Raw genomic sequence first — 22,329 nt, 5'->3', positions numbered from 1 at the left:
CTCGGGCCCAATCATTCCCGGAACACCGCGAAGGCTACAACCCGTGCGTATCGCCAGATTCTCCGTCGACGACGAGCCGAAGTACGGCGTCGTCGAGACCGACGACCCCGAGGGGCTCGTCGGCACTGTCGCCGTGCTCGACTCGGACCCGCTGTACCGGCCCGTCCAGTTCACCGGCGAACAACTGCAACTGGCGGACGTCCGGCTGCTGGCGCCGGTGATCCCGCGCAGCAAGGTGGTCTGCGTCGGGCGGAACTACGCAGCGCACGCCGCCGAACTCGGCAACGAGGTACCGAAGGAACCACTGATCTTTCTGAAGCCGAACACGAGTGTGATCGGCCCGCGGGACGGCATCGTCTATCCCGAGCAGACCAACGACCTGCACTTCGAGGGCGAGCTGGCGATCGTGATCGGCCGGATCTGCCGCGACCTGCCGAAGGAACGCGTCAACGAGGTCATCTTCGGCTACACCGTCGCCAACGACGTGACCGCGCGCGACCTGCAGAAGAGCGACGGCCAGTGGGCCCGCGCGAAGGGGTACGACACGTTCTGCCCGCTCGGGCCGTGGATCAGCACCGAGCTCGACGTGTCCGATCTGCAGGTGACCACGACGCTGAACGGTGAGCCCAAGCAGGACGGCCGGACCTCGCAGTTCATCTTCGACATCCCCGAGGTGCTGGCCTACATCACCTCTTTCACCACGTTGCTGCCCGGCGACGTGGTGCTCACCGGCACCCCCGCGGGCGTCGGCCCGATGCTGCCCGGCGACGAGGTCGCGGTCAGCATCGAAGGACTCGGAACTCTGACGAACAAGGTGATCGTGCGTGACTGACAAGCCTGCCCCGAACGACGACGACGTGCTCGGCGGCCTGGCACCCGAGCAGGTGCGCCTCCGCTTCGCGCCTTCACCGACAGGCCTGCTGCACGTCGGCAACATCCGTACCGCGCTGTTCGCGTGGGCGTTCGCCCGGCACTTCGGCGGCAAGCTCGTGCTGCGGATCGAGGACACCGACACCGCCCGGAACACCCCGGAGGGCATGCAGTTCACCCTCGACTCGCTGCGCTGGCTGAACATCGACTGGGACGAAGGCCCCGAGGTCGGCGGCGCCTACGGCCCGTACCGGCAGTCCGAGCGGATGGACATCTACGCGGATGTCGTGGCGAAGCTGCTCGCCGCCGGCAAGGCGTACCACTGTTACTGCTCCCAGGAGGAGCTCGACCAGCGCCGCGAGGCCGCTCGTTCCGCCGGCCAGCACAGCGGGTACGACGGTCACTGCCGCGCGCTGACCCCCGAGCAGGTCCAGGCCTACATCGACGAGGGCCGGCGTCCCGTCGTACGGCTGCGCATGCCGGACCGGCCGATCACGTTCGACGACCTGGTCCGTGGCGAGATCACCTTCCTGCCGGAGAACCTCGGCGACTACGTGCTGGTCCGGGCGAACGGCCACCCGCTCTACCCGCTGGTGAACCCGGTCGACGACGCGCTGATGGAGATCACGCACGTACTGCGTGGCGAGGACCTGCTGTCGTCGACGCCGCGGCAGATCGCGCTCTACGAGGCGCTGGCCGAGATCGGCATCGGCCCGGGCCGTACGCCGAGGTTCGGGCACCTGCCGTTCGTGATGGGCGAGGGCAACAAGAAGCTGTCCAAGCGCGACCCGAGCTCCAGCCTCGGCGAGTACATGGAGCGCGGCTTCCTGCCCGAGGGGCTGCTGAACTACCTGGCGCTGCTCGGCTGGTCGATCGGTGACGACCGCGACGTGTTCACCATGGACGAGATGATCAAGGCGTTCGACATCCGCCGGGTGAACGCCAACGCCGCCCGGTTCGACCCGAAGAAGTGCGAGGCGATCAACGCCTCCCACATGCGGCTGCTGGCGCCGGCCGAGTTCGCCGAGCGAGTCGTTCCGTACCTGGCCAAGGCCGGGGTGCTCCCGGCCGAGCCGAGTGCCGAGCAGCGCGCAGTACTGGATGCCGCGGTGCCGTTGGTGCAGGAGCGGATGAACACGCTGTCGGAGTCCGTCGACATGCTCAGCTTCCTGTTCGTGGACGAGTCGGCGTTCTCGATCGACCCGGACGCGGGCGCGAAGGTGCTGACCGGCGACGCCGGCGTAGTACTGGAGGCCACCTCGAAGGCGCTCGAGGAGGTGTCCGAGTGGTCCACCGAGGCGATCGAGCAGGCGCTGCGCGCGTCGCTGATCGACGGGCTCGGGCTGAAGCCGAAGAACGCGTTCGGCCCGGTGCGGGTGGCGATCTCCGGTCGCCGGATCTCACCGCCGCTGTTCGAATCGCTGGAGCTGCTCGGCCGGGACCGGTCGCTCAGCAGGATCGCGTCGGCCCGGGCGGCCGTCGCCACGGACTGACCTGATGCCGTACGACGCGACGCCGCGTCCCGGGGCGACCGCCGATGTCCGGGACGCGAGTCCGCTGCCGTACCACCGGCTGCTGCGCAACCAGGTCACCCAGTCGTGGACCGTGCTGCTCGGCGCGTTCACGGTGCTGGCCGGCTGGATGTTCGCTTCGCTGGTCATCCTCAGCATCCAGCAGTCGATCCGGAAGGACCCCGCGGGCACGGTCTCGTGGCTCGGGCTGCTCGCGACGAACCTGTCGCTGATCGTGCTGATCCCGCTCTGCATGCTGGTGGCGACCAAGCTGAACCGCCAGGCACCGGGGCTGCTGTCCTCGGTGGAAGGCCGGATCCGCTGGCGGCCGCTGATGTGGTTCGGGGCCGCCGCGGTCGCGCTGGAACTGGTCGCGCTCCTCGTCGTCGATCTCGGCGGCGTCGACGTCCTGGGATCGGGGCACGGCGGCGCCGCGAAGGACGCGGCCGGGGTGATCACGGTGGCGTTGCTGACGTCGTCGTTGCAGGCGGCGGGGGAGGAGTACTTCTTCCGTGGCTACCTGATGCAGACCGTCGGTGCACTGGCGCGGAGTCCGATCGTCGCCGTGCTGACGACCGCGGTGATCTTCACGATGGCGCACGGGATCTGGCCATGGGAGAGCCCGGCGTTGTTCCTCGACCGGTTCGCCTTCGGCGTGGTGGCCGGCCTGCTCGCCGTACGGACCGGCGGGCTGGAAGCGTCGATCGCGGCACACGCGGCGAACAACGTTGTGACGTTCATCTATGCGGCATTGACCGACACCGTCGGCGACAGCCTGGGAGCCAAGGACGCGCCCTGGTCGCTGGTCGTACTCGACGTGGTGAAGTTCGTCGCCTTCGGCGTCGTGGCCGTGCTGCTGGCCCGCCGCCAAAAGCTGGCAACCACCTGCGACCTCCCCCTCGTCTCACCCCCGATCGGACCGGGCACGAGGCTGGTGTGACGGGAGTGACAACCGCTGAGGCCGACCCCGTTTTGGTGTCTGGCGGCTTGCTCGGGTAGGCTCAGCGGGCCAGGTTGTGAGGGCGGAAACAAACTCTCAACCGGGTGAAATGCCTTGGGGTATGGGGTAATTGGCAGCCCGTCTGATTCTGGTTCAGTTAGTCTAGGTTCGAGTCCTAGTACCCCAGCGAGCGATTGGACCCGGCCGATGAAAATCGGTAGAGTCCTTCCTCGTTGCCCGGTCCGAAAAGACCGAGTGACAACCCTCTGGCCCCGTTGTGTAGCGGCCTAGCACGCCGCCCTCTCAAGGCGGTAGCGCGGGTTCGAATCCCGTCGGGGCTACCAGAGAAAGCGCCCTCCACCACCGGTGGAGGGCGCTGTTGTTTGTCCCCGGGTGTCTCGGCCTGGAAGCTCTTCGAGGCGGGGGATCTGCCGACGAACGACAAGAGCCCGTCGCGGAAGGTGCGGCGGGCTCTTGATCGGCGTACGGGCGTTACTCCGAGGCTCGGCGGAGGGCTTCGGAGAGGCGTTCGGCGGCGGCCATGACGGCGGGGGCGTGCATGCGGCCGGGCTGGCGGGAGAGGCGTTCGATCGGGCCGGAGACCGAGACGGCGGCGATCACCTTGCCGGAGGGGGACCGGACCGGGGCCGAGACGGAGGCGACGCCCTGCTCGCGTTCGCCGACCGAGTGGGCCCAGCCACGGCGCCGTACGCCGGCCAGCGCCGCCGCGTTGAAGGTCGCGTTGTGGAGGCCGCGGTGCATGCGCTCCGGGTCCTCCCAGGCAAGCAGTATTTGAGCGGCCGACCCGGCGGCCATCGTCAACTGGCTGCCGACCGGAACCGTGTCACGCAGACCGGACGGACGCTCGGCGGCCGCGACGCAGACCCGGTACTCGCCCTGGCGCCGGAACAGCTGGGCCGATTCGCCAGTGATGTCGCGCAGTCGCGCCAGCACCGGGCCGGCTGTCGCCAGCAGCCGGTCCTCACCGGCCGCGGAGGCCAACTCGCTCAGTCGCGGCCCGAGCACGAACCGTCCTTGCATGTCGCGCCCCACCAGCCGGTGGTGTTCGAGCGCGACCGCGAGCCGGTGAGCCGTGGGCCGGGCCAGTCCCGTGGCCGCCACGAGGCCGGCCAGGGTCGCCGGTCCGGACTCGAGGGCGGACAGAACGAGAGCTGCTTTGTCGAGAACGCCGACTCCGCTAGAGTTGTCCATGAGACGATATTGCCGTCTCGAATCGTGGAACGCAAGTCGCAAAACCGGCCATCGCCGGAGCACTGTGACAGTTGCGGCACACAACCAGCAAACCTCTAAGGAGAAGTCTGATGGGTAGGACGTTGTCGGAAAAGGTCTGGGATGCGCATGTCGTGCGCCATGCCGACGGAGAGCCCGACCTCCTCTACATCGATCTTCACCTGGTGCACGAGGTGACCAGCCCGCAGGCCTTCGACGGCCTCCGGCTGGCCGGCCGGCCGGTTCGCCGCCCGGACCTGACGATCGCCACCGAGGACCACAACGTCCCGACCTTCGACGTCGACAAGCCGATCGCCGACCCGGTCTCGCGGACGCAGGTGGACACCCTGCGCAAGAACGCCGAGGAGTTCGGGATCCGGATCCACACCCTCGGCGACCCCGACCAGGGCGTCGTCCACGTCATCGGCCCGCAGCTCGGCCTGACCCAGCCCGGGATGACGGTGGTCTGTGGTGACAGCCACACCTCCACCCACGGCGCGTTCGGTGCGATTGCCTTCGGCATCGGTACCAGCGAGGTCGAGCACGTGCTCGCCACCCAGACGCTGATGCAGGCGCGGCCGAAGACGATGGCGGTCACCGTCGACGGCGTACTGCCCGACGGCGTCTCCGCCAAGGACCTGGTGCTAGCGCTGATCGCGCAGGTCGGCACCGGCGGCGGCCAGGGCTACATCGTCGAGTACCGCGGCGAGGCTATCCGCGCGCTGACGATGGAAGCTCGGATGACGATCTGCAACATGTCGATCGAGTGGGGCGCCAAGGCCGGCATGATCGCGCCGGACGAGACGACGTTCGCCTACCTGAAGGACAAGCCGCACGCGCCGCAGGGCCTCGACTGGGAAGCCGCCGTCGATTACTGGAAGAGCCTGGCGACCGACGAGGACGCGACCTTCGACAAGGAGGTCGTACTGCGGGCCGAGGACATCGCCCCGTTCGTCACCTGGGGGACCAACCCGGGTCAGGGCGTGCCGCTGTCCGCGAACGTCCCGTCTCCGGACGTCTTCGACAACGAGAACGACCGGATCGCCGCCGAGCGCGCCCTGGAGTACATGGGCCTCACCGCCGGTACGCCGTTGCGCGAGGTCAAGGTGGACACCGTCTTCCTGGGCTCGTGCACGAACGGCCGGATCGAGGACCTGCGCGCGGCCGCCGGCGTACTGGCCGGCCGGAAGGTTGCCGAGGGCACCCGAATGCTCGTCGTACCGGGCTCGGGCCGGGTCCGCCTGCAGGCCGAGGCCGAAGGGCTGGACCGGATCTTCAAGGACGCCGGGGCCGAATGGCGTGGCGCGGGCTGCTCGATGTGCCTGGGCATGAACCCGGACCAGCTGGCGCCGGGCGAGCGCAGCGCCTCGACGTCGAACCGGAACTTCGAAGGACGCCAGGGCAAGGGCGGCCGGACGCACCTGGTCTCGCCGCTGGTTGCCGCCGCCACCGCCGTCACCGGAACGCTGGCCGCTCCCGCGGATCTGCAGCCGGTCGCCGTACCCGAGAACGTCTGAGGACAAAGGAATCATGGAAGCCTTCACCCAGCACATCGGCACCGCGGCCCCGCTGCGGCGCAGCAATGTCGACACCGACCAGATCATCCCCGCGGTGTACCTGAAGCGGGTCACCCGGACTGGGTTCGAGGACGGCCTGTTCGCTGCCTGGCGCAACGATCCTTCGTTCGTGCTGAACCAGCCGGAGTACGACGGGGTCTCGGTGCTTGTCGCCGGCCCCGACTTCGGGACCGGATCGTCGCGGGAGCACGCGGTCTGGGCGTTGATGGACTACGGGTTCCGCGTCGTCGTGTCGTCGCGCTTCGGCGACATCTTCCGCGGCAACTCGGGCAAGGCCGGGTTGCTCGCGGCCCTTGTCGAGCAGGATGTGGTCGAGCAGCTGTGGACCGCGATCGAGGCCGACCCGGGCACCAAGGTGACCGTCGACCTGGAGCACAAGACGATCTCGGCCGGTGAGGTGTCGGCGCCGTTCGAGATCGACGACTACACGCGCTACCGGTTGCTCAACGGACTCGACGACGTCGGCATCACCTTGTCCCACGAAGCCGACATCACGGCGTACGAAGCGACCCGGCCGGCCTTCAAGCCCGCAACGCTTCCTGCGAAGGCTTAACAACTAGTACTACGGGCAGCTGCGGCTGGGGAGAGTTCCTGGCTGCAGCTGCCTTTGGTTGTCGCGGACTACCCCCGCACGGCCGGCAGAAACCTCGGCGTAACGAATCGCACATGTGCACCGATAACTCCGGTGTTAGGCTGACGGGGTTGTCAGAACAAGGCTGGCGAGACTTTGGAGGTGGGGCGCCATGAGCAGCGAACCCTCCAGACATACCGATCTCGCTCGGCCTTGAGGAACTAGGTCCTCTTCCAGGTCAGTCACCCCGGCGCGATCGCCTGGGGTGTGCTGTGGTGCGCGGTGACAGCCGCGGAGGTCGGGCAGAAGACGCCCATGACTTCCGCATCTGCCTTTTCCTGGAGGACTCATGTCCGACCTGCGCATCCGTACCCTTCGCGCGTTCAGCCGCACCCCCTCGTTCCGCTCCGGCCGCCGGTACGCCGGTGACGCCGAGCCGGCCGCGCTGGAGCAGAAGACGGCCACCTCGCAGAACCCCAAGCCCAAGGGGCACAGCGTTGTGGACAGCGCGATTTACTGCAACGGCAGCCGGGTCGCATCGCCGCAGTCGTTGGCAGACACCTACCAGGAACTGCACCAGTCCCCGCACAGCCTGGCGTGGATCGGCCTGTACCGGCCGGACCGGCGCGAACTGAACTCGCTGGCCCAGGAGTTCGACCTGCATGAGTTGGCGATCGAGGACGCCATCCAGGCCCATCAGAGGCCGAAGCTGGAGCGGTACGGCGACACGTTGTTCGTCGTACTGAAGGCCGCCCGCTACCGGGACGCGACCGAGGAGGTCGAGTTCGGCGAGGTGCACCTGTTCGTCGGCCCGGACTTCGTGGTGACGGTCCGGCATGCCGAGGCGCCCAACCTGGCCGCGGTACGGCGACGCGTCGAGCGCGACCCGGAGTTGCTCCGCCGCGGTACCGAAGCCGTTCTCTACGCGATCATGGACAAGGTCGTCGACGGGTACGCGCCGGTGGTCGCCGGTCTCGAGAACGACATCGACGAGATCGAGACCGAGGTGTTCCGCGGCGATCCCAAGGTGTCGCGGCGCATCTACGAGTTGTCCCGTGAGGTGATCGAGTTCCAGCGCGCGACCCGGCCGCTGATCGGGATGCTGGACTCGCTGCGGGCCGGCTTCGACAAGTACAAGGTGGACGAGGAACTGCAGCGTTCCTTGCGTGACGTCGCCGACCACGTCACCCAGGTGGTGGAGCGGGTGGACGCCTTCCGCGAACTGCTGCGCGACATCCTGACGGTGAACGCGACGCTGGTCGCCCAGCAGCAGAACGAGGAGATGAAGTCCCTCACCGTCGCCAGCAACGCCCAGAACGAAGAGGTGAAGCGGATCTCCGCGTGGGCGGCGATCCTGTTCGCGCCGACCCTGATCGGCACCGTCTACGGGATGAACTTCGACAAGATGCCGGAGTTGCACTGGCAGTTCGGCTATCCGTTCGCCGTCGGGATGATGGCGTTGGTCTGTGGCGGTCTGCACCTGATCTTCAAGCGCCGCGGCTGGCTCTGAAGATCGTTTGCGGCTGGGGAACTGGTCTTCCGGCAACGATCCAAGGAGGCGGAAGACGATGTGGTTGTTCCTGCGGCGGCGACTGATCATGTGGGTGGTGCTGGCGATCGCAGTGCCCTTGCTGGACTGGTTGCTCGGCAAGGTGAGTGCGGAACTGCGGTCCCGTAAGGGCGATTCGGTCGTCACCAGAGGACTCGACACGGCCCGCTCGGGCATGCAAACCCTGCGCGGCAAACGGCGTTGAGGGCCCTTTCGGAGCCGATCGCGGACGTCACCGATGGTCGCCGGTTCGTTGCTCTCAAGGGAATCGAAGTGCCGTCAGAGGCCCGTTCGGGAAGAAATGTGCCCCAAATCGCCTGAAACAAGGCCGAATTGCCGCGTTGGTGTTTGTGCAGAGCGTGCAGAGTCCATAACGTTCACGGAAGATCGAGCGCTGTGCTCGACGCAGGAGTTCACGGAGGGAAGACAGTGAACAAGAGCCAGTTGGTCGAAGCGCTCGCAGTGCACTTCGACGGAAATCGCCGTTCGGCCCAGCACGCCCTGGAATCGGTGATCGACACCGTCCAGCGCGAGCTGACCAAGAAGGGCGGCAAGGTTGCCATCACCGGGTTCGGGGCCTTCGAGGCCATCGAGCGCGGCGCCCGGATGGTCCGCAACCCGCGGACCGGCGAGGTGAAGCGGGCCAAGAAGACGGTCGTGCCGAAGTTCCGCGCGGGTGCGGAGCTGAAGGCCGTCGTGTCCGGTGCCAAGAAGCTGCCGAAGCTGGTTGCGCCGAAGCCGGCCGCAGCCACCAAGGCTGCCGCACCGGCCAAGAAGGCCGCGCCGGTCAAGGCCGCCGCGACCAAGACCGCCGCCAAGAAGGCCCCGGCCAAGAAGGCCACCGCCACCAAGACGGTTGCCAAGAAGGCCCCGGCCAAGAAGGCTCCGGCCACCAAGGCCGTTGCCAAGAAGGCTCCGGCCAAGAAGGCCACCGCCACCAAGACGGTTGCCAAGAAGGCCCCCGCCAAGAAGGCACCGGCGAAGCGCGCAGCCGCACGCTGACCTTCGGTACCGCAGCTTCACCTGCGAAGGCCGGTCACCCCACTCCAGGGGCGACCGGCCTTCGCCGTTGTCCGGGTGGACTCAGTGAAGCGTGATGAAGTGCACCGCGGTGATCGCGAGATCCGCGCCCGAACCAGTCGTGTCGATGCGGACCCGCTGGCCGAGGCGGAGCAGGCGTACCGGCGTACGGGCCAGGGCTTGTGCTGTGAAGGACAGTTCGACGCCCGTATCGGTCAGCACCGTGCCGGCACCTGTCTCGACGTCGTAGCGGCTCACAGTGGCTTGCATGGGTTCACGGTAGAGCAGACTCAGCAGGCAAGTCCCTCAGACCCTGTCGCCGCACCGAGAACCAGTGACATCACATCTGCGGTCCACGGCCCGACACCAAGCTGTACTGCGTGGGCCAGGTCGGCTGCGGTGTCCACGTCACGGCGCAGCGAGTCGATGGACGTCAGCTCGATCGGCTGAGCGCCGGACGCCTGGTGGGCCAGCGCCGAACCGACACCGAAGCGGGGATCGAGCGGAATGCCCGGGCCGGCGGCAAGCATCGTCGTACCGGTTCCTGGGAGGTCGATGACGAAGTTGCGGTCCGCTGTCGAAGCGACGAGCGCAGCAGACAGCTCAGTGGGCCGGAGCGCCGGTAGGTCGGCGGACAGAGCCGCAACTCCAGAGCCCTGGTACTGCGTGGCTGCGACCGCTGCGCCATGCTCCAGCGCCTCGTTGAGCCCCACTCCAGGCAGGTCCGGTACTACGTGCGCTCCGACCGCGGTGACGTCGGCAGCGACCACCGGATCGTCCGTGACGACCAGGACGGCACGCACCAGCGGAGATTCGAGCGCAGCGGCAGTAGTGTCGAGAGCGAACGCACGCGCCAGCTCCGGACGGTGCTGAGGGTAGGCGGCAGCGAGCCGGCTCTTCGCGATCGCCGTACGCTTCACCGGGATCACGAGGACCCAGGACGCGACCTGTAGCTCTGACATCAGGCAGGATTCTTCCATGACCGACGGCTCGCACGACGACCAGGAGGCTGCAGTGAACGGGCAGCGCACTACCGGGGGACCGCGGCCACGCCGTGGATTCTGGTTCGGCCTGGTGGTCGCCATCGTCAAACCGTTCATGCTGCTGTGGACCAAACAGGATTTCCGCGGCATGGAGAACATTCCCCGCACCGGCGGGATGGTGTTCGTGACGAACCACATCTCGCACTTCGACCCGTTCGTCATCGGCTTCTACCTGTGGGAATGCCGGCGCATCCCGCGGTTGCTCGGCAAGGCGTCGCTGTTCAAGCTGCCGATCGCCGGGCGGATCATCACCAGTGCCGGGCAGATCCCCGTGTACCGCGACTCGGCCGAGGCCGCGGATGCGTTCCGCGCCGCGGTCGCCGCGGTGGAGAAGGGGGAATGCGTCGGCGTCTATCCCGAGGGCACGATCACGCGTGACCCGGACCTGTGGCCGATGACCGGCAAGACCGGTGCCGCCCGGATCGCGTTGATGACCGGCTGCCCGGTGATCCCGATCGCGAACTGGGGCGCGCAGGAGGTCTTCGCGTCGTACGGCAGCCTGCGGGTCCATCTGCTGCCCCGCAAGACGATGCGGGTGACCGCCGGCGAGCCGGTCGACCTGAGCGCGTTCGAAGGCCGGCCGATCACGAACGAGCTGTTGCACGAGGCAACCGAGGTGATCATGCAGCGGGTCGCCGCCGAACTCGGCGTCCTGCGTGGCCAGACGCCACCCAAGGAGTTGTTCGACCCACGGAAAAGTGAGGATGGGGAGACTCGATGACCAAAGTTGCGGTGTTCGGTGCCGGTTCCTGGGGGACCGCCTTCGCCACGGTGCTCGCGAACGCCGGGAACCAGGTGTCCCTGTGGGGCCGGCGTGAGTCGCTCTGCGAAGCGATCAACAGCCGGCACGAGAACCCGGACTACCTGCCCGGGCTCCGGCTCCCCGACGCCGTCACCGCAACGCACGACCCGGCGCTGGCTGCCGAAGGATCCGAGGCGATCGTGCTCGCCGTACCGAGCCAGTCGCTGCGGGACAACCTGAAGGACTGGGCCGATGTCCTGCCGGCCGCCGTACCGCTGGTCAGCCTGATGAAGGGTGTCGAGGTCGGTACGACGAAGCGGATGAGTGAGGTGATCGCCGAACTCACCGGCGCCGGGCCGGAGAGGATCGCGGTGGTGTCAGGGCCGAACCTGGCGCGCGAGATCGCCGAAGGCCAGCCTGCCGCCGCCGTGGTCGCCTGTGCTGACGAAGGAACAGCCGCGCGGCTGCAGAAGCTGTGCCACTCGCCGACGTTCCGCCCCTACACGAACAACGACGTGATCGGCTGCGAGCTCGGCGGCGCGACGAAGAACGTGATCGCGCTGGCGGTCGGGATGGCCGTCGGCCTCGGCTTCGGTGACAACGCACGCGCATCGGTGATCACCCGCGGCCTGGTCGAGACAGCACGCCTCGGTACTGCGCTGGGCGCCGACGAGCACACCTTCTCAGGGCTGGCCGGTCTCGGCGACCTGGTGGCGACCTGCTCGTCGCCGCTGTCCCGCAACCGCACCTTCGGCGAGAAACTCGGCCAGGGGATGACGGTGGCCGAGATCGCGGGTGCCACCCGACAGGTGGCCGAGGGCGTCAAGTCCTGCTCGTCCATCACCGAACTGGCCCACCACCACGACGTCGAGATGCCGATCGCCGAACACGTCACCAAGGTGGTCGCGGGCGAAATGACTCCGAAGGACATGCTCTTCAGCCTGGTGTCCCGCTCGGCCAAGTCGGAGCGTTGGGGCTAGCTGTCCAGCGTGTGCTGCAGAACCATCGCGGCCGCGCCCCGGACGGCGGCCTGCTGTCCGGTCCGGGAGGCGGCCACCGTCAGCTCGGTGGTGGCCAGAGGCAACGATCTGGCGTAGATCGCTTCGCGGATGCCGGCCAGCAAGCAGTCGCCGGCTTGGGACAACGACCCGCCGATGACGATCACCGACGGGTTCAGCAGGCTGACGCAGGCCGCGAGGACGGTACCGATCTCGCGGCCTGCTTGCCGGACCGCCTTGGTCGCGGCGGTGTTGCCGGAGCGCACGAGTTCGACGACGTCCAGACTGCTGCGCGGTTCGAGGCCGGTGCTGCGGAGCTGGGCGGCGATGGCTGAGGCCGAGGCGACTGCTTCCAAGCAGCCGTGGTTGCCGCAGCGGCACAGCTCGGTATGGCCGGGTGCCTGGATGTGGCCGATGTCGCCGGCCGCTCCCTGAGCACCCCGGTGCAGCCGGCCGCCGCTGATCACACCGGCACCGATGCCGGTGGCAACTTTCACGAACAGCAGATGCTCCACTCCGGCGTACTGCGTGGTGTGCTCGCCGAGCGCCATGATGTTCACGTCGTTGTCGACCAGCACCGGGCCGGGGAACTCCGCGGCGATCCGGCTGACGACGTCGTACGAGTCCCAGCCCGGCATGATCGGTGGGTGGTTCGGACGACCGGTGCTGTGCTCGACCGGGCCGGGCAAACCGATGCCGGTGCCGGCCAGCTTGTCCGTGCCGTGGCCGGTCCTGCTGAGCAGGGCGCGGGCATGGTCGGCGAACGCGGTGAGGACGGCTTCGGGGCCGTCGTCGATTGTCTGCACGACGGTGATTGTGTCGACGATCTCGCCGGTCAGGTCGGCGAGGGCGACGGTCAGGTGGGTCGCGCCGACGTCACCCGCGAGGACCAGTCGGGCAGTCGGGTTGAAGCGGAACCGAGCCGGCGGCCGTCCACCGCTCGAAGCGGCTTCACCGGACGGTACGACGAAGCCGGCCGCGAGCAGTTCCTCGAGCCGGCCCGTGACCGTCGATCGGGCCAGGCCGGTCAGGTCGATCAGCTCGGCGCGGGTCCGTGGCCGTCCGTCCAGCAACAGGCGCAGGACGCCGTGCGCGGAACCGGGATCGGGCATCGGCAGCACTTTCGTCACGGGGCCGGGAGGCTTTTGCTTGACAACGCGCAAAAGTGTCCCATAGCGTCCGGAGGGTGTCCACCACTGCGCGCAAGCTCCGGGTCGGGATCGTCGGCGGCGGATTCATGGGCCAGGTGCACGGCCGCTCCGCCTTGGTGGCCGGGGCCGAGGTCGTGGGTGCTGTCGGTTCGAGCCCCGAGCGAGCGGAAGCCGCGGCCGGAGCTACCGGTGCCGCGCGGGGTTTCGCAACCTTGGACGAACTGCTTGCCGCCGACATCGACGTAGTACACGTCTGCACGCCGAACAACACGCATCTGCCGGTGACCCTGCAAGCTCTCGAAGCCGGCAAGCACGTGATCTGCGAGAAGCCGCTGGCCACGTCTGCCAAGGATGCGAGCGGGTTGCTCGCGGCGGCGACGGAGTCCGGGCTGGTCGCGACGGTGCCCTTCGTCTACCGGTACCACCCGATGGTCCGCGAACTGCGCACCCGGATCGCTGAGGGCGAGGCCGGGCAGGTCACCAGCCTGCACGGGAGTTACCTGCAGGACTGGCTCGCGGGCGAGAACGATCAGAACTGGCGGGTCGACGACGAGGCCGGTGGGCCGTCGCGGGCCTTCGCCGACATCGGTTCGCATTGGTGTGATCTGACCGAGTTCGTCACCGGCGACCGAATCGCCGAGATCAGCGCGCAACTGCGGACGATCCGGGCCAGCCGCGGCGGCACCGTAGTACGGACTGAGGATCTTGCGTCTGCGCAGTTCCGGACGGCTGCCGGGGTGATCGGCACTGTGGTCGTCAGCCAGGTCGCGGCCGGGCGGAAGAACCGCTTGTATCTGGAGGTTTCCGGGACGGAGTCGAGCTTCGGCTTCGACCAGGAGGACCCGGACCGGTTGTGGGTCGGGCGGCGCGCCGCGAGCCAGTTGCTGACCCGTGATCCCGAGACGTTGAGCCCGCCCGCCGCGCGGGTGAATCGCCTGCCGGCCGGACACGCCCAGGGTTACCAGGACGCCTTCGATTCCTTCGTCGCCGACACCTACGCGGCAGTGCGGGACGACGATCACCCGGACGGCCTGCCCGACTTCGCCGCCGGCGCCCGTTCCGCCCGCCTCGTCGACGCCGTACTGCGGTCCGCTGCCGCGGACGGCGCCTGGACCACCGTCGAGAACCACTAGGAGCTCCGCATGCCACGCCCGATCACCCTGTTCACCGGCCAGTGGGCCGACCTGCCGTTCGAGGAGGTCTGCGGTCTGGCCGCCTCCTGGGGCTACGACGGGATCGAGATCGCCTGCTCGGGCGACCACTTCGACGTCCAGCAGGCCATCGACGACGAGAACTACATCGCCGGCCGGCACGAGATCCTCGAACGCCACGGCCTGAAGGTGTTCGCCATCTCGAACCACCTGGTCGGGCAGGCGATCTGCGACGACCCGATCGACTTCCGGCACCAGGCGATCCTGCCGTCGCGGGTCTGGGGCGACGGCGATCCCGAGGGGGTGCGGCAGCGTGCGGCCGAGGACATGAAGAACACCGCGCGGGCGGCGGCGAAGCTCGGCGTGAAGACCGTGATCGGCTTCACGGGGTCGTCGATCTGGCAGTACGTCGCGATGTTCCCGCCGGTGCCGGCCGAGCGGATCGAGGCGGGGTACAAGGACTTTGCCGATCGGTGGAACCCGATCCTGGATGTTTTCGACGAGGTCGGGGTCCGGTTCGCGCACGAGGTGCACCCGTCGGAGATCGCCTACGACTACTGGACCACGACGCTGACGCTGGAGGCGATCGGTCACCGGGAGGCGTTCGGGCTGAACTGGGACCCGAGCCACATGGTCTGGCAGGACATCGACCCGGCCGCGTTCCTGTGGGACTTCAAGGACCGGATCTACCACGTCGACTGCAAGGACACCCGGATGCGGGTCGGTGGCGGACGCAACGGGCGGCTCGGCTCGCACCTGCCGTGGGGCGACCCGCGCCGCGGCTGGGACTTCTACTCGACCGGTCACGGTGACGTGAACTGGGAGGACTGCTTCCGGGTCCTCAACTCGATCGGCTACGAAGGCCCCATCTCGGTCGAATGGGAAGACGCCGGCATGGAACGGAAGGTCGGCGCCGCCGAAGCCGTCAACACCATCCGAGCCCTGGCCTTCGACAAACCCGAGGGCTCCTTCGACGACGCCTTCGCCACCGACAAGTAGCCCACGTCGGCTTTCGTACTCCGTTCGACAGCCCTCATCGGCTCGGCGAAAGTGGGGTTCACTCCTCTCCGAGGGGTTGCCCCACTGTTAGAGCAGTGGGGTAACCCCTTGAGCGGGAGTTGTCCCCGCTTTCGGGGTCTGGGGGGATGATGGGCATCCGGGTGACGGAGGGGTGGAGCGTGGAGATCGACTGGGGTGTCGGGAGTTATGAGCCGACGGGGGAGTTGCTGGCGCCGGTGTCCGAGGCGGTGGTTGAGCTGGCGGGGCCGTTGGCGGGGCGGACGGTGCTCGACGTCGGGTGTGGGACGGGGAACGCGGCGCTGGCGGCTGCTGCTCGGGGTGCGGTGGTGACCGGAGTGGATCCGGCGAGCAGGTTGCTGGCGGTGGCTCGGGAAAGGGCCGCCGCACAGAAGCTCACCGTCGACTTCCTCGCCGGGGATGCTGCGAGCCTTCCGGTCGCGGATCAGTCGGTCGACGTGGTGTTGTCGGTGTTCGCGGTGATCTTCGCGCCCGACGCCGCGGCTGCGATTGGCGAGCTGACCAGAGTCGTCGCGCCCGACGGCCGGATCGTCGTCACCGCGTGGCCGCCCGGCGGAAGCATGAGCGTCGTGAACGCTGCTGCCGAGAAATTCATGAGCGAGGTCTTCGGTCGACCGCACACGTCAGCATCCGAATCAGCCGGAACGCCGAAACCGCTTGCCTGGCACGATCCCGAGGCATTGGGGGCGGCGTTCGCGCCGTACGGGTTCGCTGTCGAGGTGATCCGTAAGAGTCTGGTCTTCGAGAGCGCCTCCGCCGAGCAGTATCTGGAGCGCTCGGCGACCCACCCGATGGCGGTCAGCGCGGACAGAGCGCTTTCGCAGCGCCCGGACGCCGACGAGCTCCGCGCCGAACTCTGGTCCCGCCTGCTCGCCGCGGCCAAGTCGGTCAACGAAGACCCGGACGGCTATCGCTTCACCGCCGACTACACGATCGCCACCGCATACCGCAGTTGAAGCGATGTCGAAATACCGGTGACGGTTTCGTACAAGGGGTGACGGTGACCAGAGCGGACGCCGCGACCCAAGGAGTTTCTGATGGCGGAGCTGTTGCTGGACGGGTTGGCAATCGGGGAGTCGCCACGGTGGCATGACGGCCGGCTGTGGTTCTCGAACTGGGGAACCGGCGAAGTACTGGCCGCCGGCGCCGACGGCAAGAGTGAGCTGATGGCGAGCGTTCCGCCCGAGACGCTGCCGTTCTCGATCGACTGGCTTCCGGACGGGCGGCTGCTGATCATCGCCGGCGTGCGCCTACTACGCCAGGAGAACGACGGCACCCTGGTCGAGCATGCCGATCTGAGCCAGGTCGCCGACCTCTGCAACGAGATCGTCGTCGACCGGCGCGGGAACGTCTTCGTCAACGGCGGCTCGTTCGACTTCAGCAAGCCGAGCATCGTCGCGGTGGTGACACCCGATGGCCAGGTCCGTCAGGTTGCCGACGGCATCTTGTTCGCGAACGGCATGGCGGTGACCGAGGATGGCACGACGCTGATCGTGGCGGAGTCGCACGGCTGCCGGCTGAGCGCCTTCGACATCGGCGAAGGCGGCGAATTGTCGAACCGGCGCGTCTGGGCGGACCTCAGCGAGGGCAACCACCCGGACGGTATCTGCCTGGATGCTGAGGGAGCCGTCTGGTACGCCGATGTGCCCAACCAGCACTGCGTGCGGGTGCAGGAGGGCGGCGAGGTACTACAAACCGTCAAGGTCGATCGTGGCGCCTTCGCCTGCATGCTGGGCGGTGACGACGGCCGCACCCTCTACATCCTCGCGGCCGAATGGGCCGGCTTCGAGAACATGTTCAGCCCGGTCCGCACCGGCCAACTTCTGACCCATCCCGCTCCAGCGCCCCACGCCGGCCGCCCCTAGCCGTTCGCCGCGATGGCTGCACCAAGCTGGCCGCAGCGCTGCCGGGCTGCCCTAGCCGTTCGAGGCAGTACGCGGACGCAGGACTGGGGCGAACGCGGCCAGGCCCAGGGTGAGGGCGGTGACGACGATGAACGAGATCGTGAGGTCGGTGGCCTGGGCGATGCCGCCGATGATGGAGGGCGCGACCAGGCCGGACGCGTACGTGACGGTGGCGACGCCGGCGATGGCCTGGCTCTTGTTCGGCCCGGCATGGCCGGCGGCAGCGAAAGCCAGCGGTACGACGACCGCGATGCCCAGCCCGAGCAGGCCGAAGCCGGCCATCGCGACCACCGGATGCGGCGCGACCACGACCAGGATGCCGCCCAGAGTCGCGACGGCCCCGCTGACCCGCACAGTCAGGACCGGACCCCACCGGTTGACGACCGCGTCGCCGGCAATCCGCGCGATCGCCATCGTCAGCGCGAAGCCCGTCGTCGCACCCGCGGCGACGGCGGCCGACGTGGTCAGGACGTCGCGCAGGTAGACCGCCGACCAGTCCAGGCTGGCCCCCTCGGCGAAGACAGCACAGAACCCGACGGCACCGATCAGCAGCGCCGACTTCGGCGGGAACGCGAACCGCGGCGGAGCCACCTCGTCCTCAGCCGGATAGATGTTCAGCACGTACTGCGAAGCGACCACGCCGAGCACCGTCAGCGTCAGCGCAGCCACCAGGTGATGCAGTTGGGCGTTGATGTCGAGGTGGGCCGCAAGCGTTCCGAGTCCCGAGCCGATCAGGGTTCCGACGCTCCACATCCCGTGCAGTCCGGACATGATCGATCTGCCGAGCCGATGCTCGATCTCCACGCCCAGCGCGTTCATTGCGACGTCGGCCATGCCCGCGGTCGCGCCGTACACAAACAAGGCGCCGCACAAGGTCACCAGATTGGTGGCGAGCGACGGGAGGATCAGCGCGAGAGTCCACAGGGCGATCAGGAAGCGCTGAGCCGCGCGGGTGCCGAACCGGTGGCTGATCCGGGCCGCCAGCGGCATCGACAGCGAAGCCCCGATCGCCGGGAAGGCGAGCGCGAGCCCCAACTGTCCGGCGCTCACGGAGGCGTGTTCCTGAATCCACGGCACGCGGGTCGCGAAGGATCCGGTCACCGACCCGTGCACACAGAAGATCGCCGCCACGGCGATCCGGGACCGGCGGACGAGCTGGCCCTCGCGGACCGCCTGCAAGTCATCGACCACGACTGAAGACCCCTCACTGACCCGGCGCGGCTGTGCGAATCACCACATCGGATGAACATATGAACAGAAAGTTTGTTTGATCAATCAGAGCGATGTTAGTTTTTCACAGTGCGAAGCTCCGAACGGCAACGGGTCATCGTCGAGCGTCTCCAGGGTTCCGGCCGGGTCGCGGTCGGCGAGCTGGTGGCTGCCACCGGCGCCTCCGACATGACCGTACGACGTGATCTCGACTACCTCGCCGCGCAGGGCGTGCTCAAGCGCGTCCACGGTGGCGCGGTGCCTGCGATGCCGTCCGGGATCGAGCCGCCGTTCGCCGCCCGGTCCACGGCCGCGACCGAGGCGAAGCAGGCGATCGCGGCGGCTGCCGTCGCCCAGATCCGGGACGGCGAAACCGTAGTACTGGACAGCGGTACGACGGCGTTGGAGGTGGCCCGGCTGCTCAGGGATCGCGTGGTCACGGTGATGCCGCTGTCGCTCCATGTCGCACAGGAGTTGATCGGCGCACCCGGCGTACGGCTGCTGATGCCGGGTGGTGAGCCACGGCCGGGGGAGTTGTCGATGGTCGGGCCGCTCACCCTTGCTTCGTTGCGGTCGCTGCGATTCGACGTCGCCGTGCTGAGTCCGTGTGCGTTCAGTCTGGAGGCCGGGCTGACCGCGTTCGACCTCGGTGACGCCGAGGTCAAGGTGCAGGCGCTGGCCGTCTCCACGCGATCGATGGTGCTGGTGGACGGCGCCAAGTGGGATCGCGCAGCCCTCGCCTACATCTGCCCGGCCGACCGGCCCGATCTGATCATCACCGACGCCACCGCCCCCGAAGCGGACCGCGCCGTACTGGCCCAACGCGGCGTCCTGGTTAAGGTCGCCGACCCCGCCGCCGCACGGGCCGACCACGCCGGCAGCCACGCCGACGAGCTTCAGGAGTCTCTGTCTTGACCAGCGCGCCCGCCACCGCCGCGAACGCAGCCGCCACCTCCCGGCCACCACGTGCCGCCCGGATCGCCACCTGGATCTACTTCGGCCTCAACGGCTTCGCCGTCGGCATGTGGGTCGTCCACATCCCGAACGTCGAACGCGCCACGAACATCTCGCACAGCACCCTCGGCCTCCTCCTGCTCGTCCTCGGCGGCGCAGCCTTCCTCGGCATGCAGATCGCGGGACCGCTGGCCGACCGGATCGGCCAGCGACGCCTGGTGCCGGCCGCCGGGATCTTCCTCGGCCTGTCGCTGTTCGGCCCCGGCCTGGCCGGCAACTGGTGGACGCTCGGCCTCACGCTGGCGCTGTTCGGCTTCGGCAACGGCTCGCTCGACGTCGCGATGAACTCGCATGCCGTCGTCGTCGAGCGCGCCTACCCGCGACCGATCATGGCCGCGTTCCATGCGATGTGGTCGATCGGCGGGGCCTTCGCGGCCTTGATCGGCGCCGCGGCACTCCGGGCAGGCGTCGATACCGCGATCACCCTCAGCGCCTGTGGCGTGATCTGCATCGTCGTTTCCCTGCTCACGGCCCGCTTCCTGATCGAGGCCGCCGACGAGGAGCCCGCCGAGGAGCAGAGCCAGGGGCCGGCCCAGAAGCCGTCGGCGCGATTGGTCTGGCAGCTCGGCGCTCTCGCCTTCGGCCTGATGCTCGCCGAAGGTGTCGCCAACGACTGGGCCGCGCTGCAGTTCCGCGACGTCCTCAACACTTCGACCAGTACGGCCGCCTACGCGTACGGCGCCTTCGCGATCGCCATGACGGTCGGCCGGTTCGCCACCGACCGGGTCGCCGCGGTGATCGGCCCGGCGGCAATCGTCCGGTACGGCGCGGCGCTCGCTGCCCTCGGTCTCACCACGGTCATCTTCGTGCCGTGGGTCCCCGTCGGTCTGGTCGGCTGGGCGTTGTTCGGCCTCGGCCTGTCCGGCGGCGTACCGCAGCTCTTCACCGCCGCCGGGAACCTCGACCGCCGAGCATCGGGCGCCCTGATGGCGAAGGTGGTCGGCCTCGGGTACGTCGGACTGCTCGCCGGCCCGGCCATCATCGGCGGCCTGACCCACTGGATGCCGCTCAACGCCGCCTTCGCACTCCCCGTCGTCCTCTGCGTCCTCACCGTCGCGGCCGCCGACGTCCTCAAACCGAAAACCGGTCAGTCCGAGGCCGACAAGGAAGCCGCGAGCTGATACGCCTCGGCCGCCGACCCGCACTCCAGTACGCCGCCGGCCACGCACCTCCGCGCGCGCTCAATCGTTGCCCACGGCATCAAGTCTGACGGCTCCGCCACCGCATCGGGTTTGTAGGCGACCATCCACATCGCCGGCAACAACGAGCCCCAGCTGCCGGCGAACCCGTCGGCCGGACCGGTACGCCGGGGCCACCGCCCGGCGATCAGCTCCGGCAGCACCGCCGGCACCTCGTCCGTCGCGTTCCGCAAGGGATCCGCGCCGGCGTGGACGACCTGGTTGATGCCGACCAGCCGCAGCGCGGTCGAGCACATCAAGCAGGGCTGGAGCGAGCTGTAAAGGGTGTACCCGTCGTACTCGTCCTGCGGCAACTGGCCGAGTACGTCGAACTCGGCGTGCGCGATCGTCGTACCGAAGAGCCGGCCGGGTGGCGCGGATTTCTCGGCGGCGCGATTGCGTCCGGAGTGGGTGATCTCTCCGGCTGGGTCGACGAGCGCCGCGCCGACCGGATAGCTCTTGGCCTGCAGGGATTCCCAGGCGAGTTCGAACACCTTGTCCCAGATCATGCCTCGAGGGCCCCGGCGAGGTCGTTCCAGAGGTCGTCGGGGTGCTCGATGCCGACGGAGAGGCGGATCAGGTCGTCGGGGATGGTCGGTACTTCGATCGCCCAGCGGCGGCGGCGTTCCAGCATCGACTCGACGCCACCGAGGCTGGTCGCGTGGACCCAGAGCGCAGTGTTCTCGCAGGTGCGCTGAGCGCGTTCGGCATCGCCGCCCAGTTCGATGGACAGGATCGCGCCGAAGCCCGACATCTGGGCCGCCGCCCGAGCGTGGCCGGGGTCGCCCGGCAGGCCGGGGTACCGGACTCGGCTGATCCGCGGATGGTCGAGCAGTTTGGCGGCGAGGTAGGCGGCGTTCGACTGGGCGCGGTCGAGGCGAAGGGCGAGCGTTCGGAGTCCGCGCAGCGCCAGCCAGGCCTCCATCGGGCCGGGGATCGCGCCGAGGCTGCGGCGCCGGAGTTCCAAGGCGGTCCAGAGCGAGTCGTCGGCGGTGATCACGGCACCGAGCAGAACGTCCGAGTGACCCGCGATGAACTTGGTGGCCGAATGCATCACGATGTCCGCGCCCAGGCCGAGCGGTTGCTGCAGCAGGGGAGTAGCGAAGGTGTTGTCGACGACGGTGGTGGCGCCTGCCGCGCGGCCGGCGGCGCAGATTGCGGGCAGGTCGGCGACCTCCATCGCCGGGTTGGTCGGCGACTCGATCCACAACATGTCCGCACCCGCGACCGCGGCGGCGACGGCCTCGCTGTCGGCGATGTTCACCCGGTCGACCTTTAGGCGCCCGGTCGCGGCCTGCTGATCGAGCAGAGCCAGTACTCCGCTGTAGGCGTGCGCGGGCGCCACGACGCGACCGCCTACCGGGACCAGGTCCATGACTGCCGCGGCGGCCGCCATCCCAGAGGCGAAGGTCAAGCCGCGGCCGCCCTCCAGCTGACCCAGCGTCGTCTCGAGCGCGGCCCACGCGTCGTTGTCGAACCGGCCGTAGCCGCGATCCCCGCCGGCGATGTAGGTCGAGCTGAACACGGGCGACTCACCGAGCGGCGCATCCGGAACACGGGCGGGCCGGCCGGCATGCACGACAACGGTCGAGGGATCCAGTTCAGGGCTCATGCCTGGATTCTCCCCAACCGC

23 protein-coding genes and 2 tRNA genes are annotated in these 22,329 nt (G+C 68.5%); 18 read left to right on the top strand and 7 right to left on the bottom strand.

Annotation, left to right across the window (positions count from 1 at the left end; all coding sequences use genetic code 11):
• Positions 1-43: 43 nt before the first annotated feature.
• From DIZ26_RS02235 to DIZ26_RS02215, 5 genes are all read left to right on the top strand, one after another.
• Positions 44-832 (top strand): fumarylacetoacetate hydrolase family protein, encoded by a 789-nt coding sequence (locus DIZ26_RS02235; RefSeq protein WP_112237100.1) that lies wholly within the window; start codon positions 44-46, stop codon positions 830-832.
• On the top strand, positions 825-2,363 hold the full coding sequence (gene gltX, locus DIZ26_RS02230; RefSeq protein ID WP_112237098.1) for a glutamate--tRNA ligase: 1,539 nt from the start codon (positions 825-827) through the stop codon (positions 2,361-2,363). The genes DIZ26_RS02235 and gltX overlap by 8 nt, the downstream gene beginning before the upstream one ends.
• A gap of 4 nt (positions 2,364-2,367) precedes the next feature.
• Positions 2,368-3,321 (top strand): CPBP family intramembrane glutamic endopeptidase, encoded by a 954-nt coding sequence (locus DIZ26_RS02225; protein ID WP_112237096.1) that lies wholly within the window; start codon positions 2,368-2,370, stop codon positions 3,319-3,321.
• 115 nt (positions 3,322-3,436) lie between these two features.
• Positions 3,437-3,508 (top strand) — tRNA-Gln (locus DIZ26_RS02220).
• Positions 3,509-3,589: 81 nt separating this feature from the next.
• Positions 3,590-3,665 (top strand) — tRNA-Glu (locus tag DIZ26_RS02215).
• 148 nt (positions 3,666-3,813) lie between these two features.
• On the opposite strand, the gene DIZ26_RS02210 is transcribed toward DIZ26_RS02215, so the two are convergent.
• Positions 3,814-4,533, bottom strand: a complete 720-nt coding sequence (locus DIZ26_RS02210) for an IclR family transcriptional regulator (RefSeq protein WP_012922430.1) — start codon at positions 4,531-4,533, stop codon at positions 3,814-3,816.
• 110 nt (positions 4,534-4,643) lie between these two features.
• Here DIZ26_RS02210 and leuC point away from each other — a divergent pair, with 110 nt between their 5' ends.
• The 5 genes from leuC (at position 4,644) to DIZ26_RS02185 (ending at position 9,250) form a co-directional block, all read left to right on the top strand.
• Positions 4,644-6,068, top strand: coding sequence for a 3-isopropylmalate dehydratase large subunit (gene leuC, locus DIZ26_RS02205; RefSeq protein ID WP_112237094.1), 1,425 nt, complete (start codon positions 4,644-4,646; stop codon positions 6,066-6,068).
• Between the two features lie 13 nt (positions 6,069-6,081).
• Positions 6,082-6,681: a 3-isopropylmalate dehydratase small subunit gene (gene leuD, locus DIZ26_RS02200; RefSeq protein ID WP_112237092.1), complete on the top strand. Its 600-nt coding sequence runs from the start codon at positions 6,082-6,084 to the stop codon at positions 6,679-6,681.
• A 367-nt stretch (positions 6,682-7,048) separates the two neighbouring features.
• Positions 7,049-8,209 (top strand): magnesium/cobalt transporter CorA, encoded by a 1,161-nt coding sequence (gene corA / locus DIZ26_RS02195; RefSeq protein WP_112237090.1) that lies wholly within the window; start codon positions 7,049-7,051, stop codon positions 8,207-8,209.
• Positions 8,210-8,267: 58 nt separating this feature from the next.
• A complete protein-coding gene (locus tag DIZ26_RS02190; protein WP_112237088.1) occupies positions 8,268-8,453 on the top strand; it encodes a hypothetical protein in 186 nt (61 codons plus the stop codon).
• 224 nt (positions 8,454-8,677) lie between these two features.
• The gene (locus DIZ26_RS02185) at positions 8,678-9,250 is read left to right on the top strand and encodes an HU family DNA-binding protein (protein WP_112237086.1); all 573 of its coding nucleotides are present in this window, start codon (positions 8,678-8,680) and stop codon (positions 9,248-9,250) included.
• Positions 9,251-9,331: 81 nt separating this feature from the next.
• On the opposite strand, the gene DIZ26_RS02180 is transcribed toward DIZ26_RS02185, so the two are convergent.
• Both DIZ26_RS02180 and cofC read right to left on the bottom strand, forming a co-directional pair.
• A complete protein-coding gene (locus DIZ26_RS02180; protein ID WP_112237084.1) occupies positions 9,332-9,538 on the bottom strand; it encodes a hypothetical protein in 207 nt (68 codons plus the stop codon).
• A gap of 20 nt (positions 9,539-9,558) precedes the next feature.
• Positions 9,559-10,230: a 2-phospho-L-lactate guanylyltransferase gene (cofC, locus tag DIZ26_RS02175; RefSeq protein WP_112237082.1), complete on the bottom strand. Its 672-nt coding sequence runs from the start codon at positions 10,228-10,230 to the stop codon at positions 9,559-9,561.
• A 16-nt stretch (positions 10,231-10,246) separates the two neighbouring features.
• Here cofC and DIZ26_RS02170 point away from each other — a divergent pair, with 16 nt between their 5' ends.
• Positions 10,247-11,032: a lysophospholipid acyltransferase family protein gene (locus DIZ26_RS02170; protein WP_112237080.1), complete on the top strand. Its 786-nt coding sequence runs from the start codon at positions 10,247-10,249 to the stop codon at positions 11,030-11,032.
• A complete protein-coding gene (locus DIZ26_RS02165; protein WP_112237078.1) occupies positions 11,029-12,033 on the top strand; it encodes an NAD(P)H-dependent glycerol-3-phosphate dehydrogenase in 1,005 nt (334 codons plus the stop codon). Before DIZ26_RS02170 ends, DIZ26_RS02165 begins: the two co-directional genes overlap by 4 nt.
• Here DIZ26_RS02165 and DIZ26_RS02160 read toward each other — a convergent pair.
• Positions 12,030-13,181 (bottom strand): ROK family transcriptional regulator, encoded by a 1,152-nt coding sequence (locus DIZ26_RS02160; RefSeq protein ID WP_232828090.1) that lies wholly within the window; start codon positions 13,179-13,181, stop codon positions 12,030-12,032. The genes DIZ26_RS02165 and DIZ26_RS02160 overlap by 4 nt on opposite strands.
• A gap of 56 nt (positions 13,182-13,237) precedes the next feature.
• On the opposite strand from DIZ26_RS02160, the gene DIZ26_RS02155 reads away from it, so the two are divergent.
• The 4 genes from DIZ26_RS02155 to DIZ26_RS02140 all read left to right on the top strand — a co-directional run bounded on the left by DIZ26_RS02155 (position 13,238) and on the right by DIZ26_RS02140 (position 17,256).
• Entirely contained in the window at positions 13,238-14,335 is a 1,098-nt protein-coding gene (locus tag DIZ26_RS02155) for a Gfo/Idh/MocA family protein (protein ID WP_112237075.1), read from the top strand.
• A 9-nt stretch (positions 14,336-14,344) separates the two neighbouring features.
• Positions 14,345-15,352 (top strand): sugar phosphate isomerase/epimerase family protein, encoded by a 1,008-nt coding sequence (locus DIZ26_RS02150; RefSeq protein ID WP_112237073.1) that lies wholly within the window; start codon positions 14,345-14,347, stop codon positions 15,350-15,352.
• Between the two features lie 179 nt (positions 15,353-15,531).
• Positions 15,532-16,347, top strand: a complete 816-nt coding sequence (locus DIZ26_RS02145; RefSeq protein ID WP_112237218.1) for a class I SAM-dependent methyltransferase — start codon at positions 15,532-15,534, stop codon at positions 16,345-16,347.
• An 81-nt stretch (positions 16,348-16,428) separates the two neighbouring features.
• Positions 16,429-17,256: an SMP-30/gluconolactonase/LRE family protein gene (locus tag DIZ26_RS02140; RefSeq protein ID WP_112237071.1), complete on the top strand. Its 828-nt coding sequence runs from the start codon at positions 16,429-16,431 to the stop codon at positions 17,254-17,256.
• 51 nt (positions 17,257-17,307) lie between these two features.
• Here the strand turns inward: DIZ26_RS02140 and DIZ26_RS02135 are convergent, their stop codons facing one another.
• On the bottom strand, positions 17,308-18,486 hold the full coding sequence (locus DIZ26_RS02135) for an MFS transporter (protein WP_232828089.1): 1,179 nt from the start codon (positions 18,484-18,486) through the stop codon (positions 17,308-17,310).
• Positions 18,487-18,594: 108 nt separating this feature from the next.
• On the opposite strand from DIZ26_RS02135, the gene DIZ26_RS02130 reads away from it, so the two are divergent.
• Together DIZ26_RS02130 and DIZ26_RS02125 are read left to right on the top strand one after the other, a co-directional pair.
• Positions 18,595-19,419: a DeoR/GlpR family DNA-binding transcription regulator gene (locus DIZ26_RS02130; RefSeq protein WP_112237069.1), complete on the top strand. Its 825-nt coding sequence runs from the start codon at positions 18,595-18,597 to the stop codon at positions 19,417-19,419.
• Positions 19,416-20,639 carry an MFS transporter gene (locus DIZ26_RS02125; protein ID WP_112237067.1) on the top strand — a complete coding sequence of 408 codons (1,224 nt, stop codon included), beginning with the start codon at positions 19,416-19,418 and terminating at the stop codon, positions 20,637-20,639. Before DIZ26_RS02130 ends, DIZ26_RS02125 begins: the two co-directional genes overlap by 4 nt.
• Here the strand turns inward: DIZ26_RS02125 and DIZ26_RS02120 are convergent.
• Together DIZ26_RS02120 and DIZ26_RS02115 are read right to left on the bottom strand one after the other, a co-directional pair.
• The gene (locus tag DIZ26_RS02120; RefSeq protein WP_112237065.1) at positions 20,606-21,205 is read right to left on the bottom strand and encodes a nucleoside deaminase; all 600 of its coding nucleotides are present in this window, start codon (positions 21,203-21,205) and stop codon (positions 20,606-20,608) included. The genes DIZ26_RS02125 and DIZ26_RS02120 overlap by 34 nt on opposite strands.
• Positions 21,202-22,308, bottom strand: a complete 1,107-nt coding sequence (locus DIZ26_RS02115; protein ID WP_112237063.1) for a trans-sulfuration enzyme family protein — start codon at positions 22,306-22,308, stop codon at positions 21,202-21,204. Before DIZ26_RS02115 ends, DIZ26_RS02120 begins: the two co-directional genes overlap by 4 nt.
• Positions 22,309-22,329: the final 21 nt, after the last annotated feature.

Origin of the sequence: Kribbella monticola, assembly GCF_003261635.1 — a bacterium.
GTDB classification, from domain to species: Bacteria; Actinomycetota; Actinomycetes; order Propionibacteriales; family Kribbellaceae; genus Kribbella; species Kribbella monticola.
Note: the sequence above shows the minus strand (reverse complement) of the source record. Positions and strands in the feature narration are given on the sequence as shown.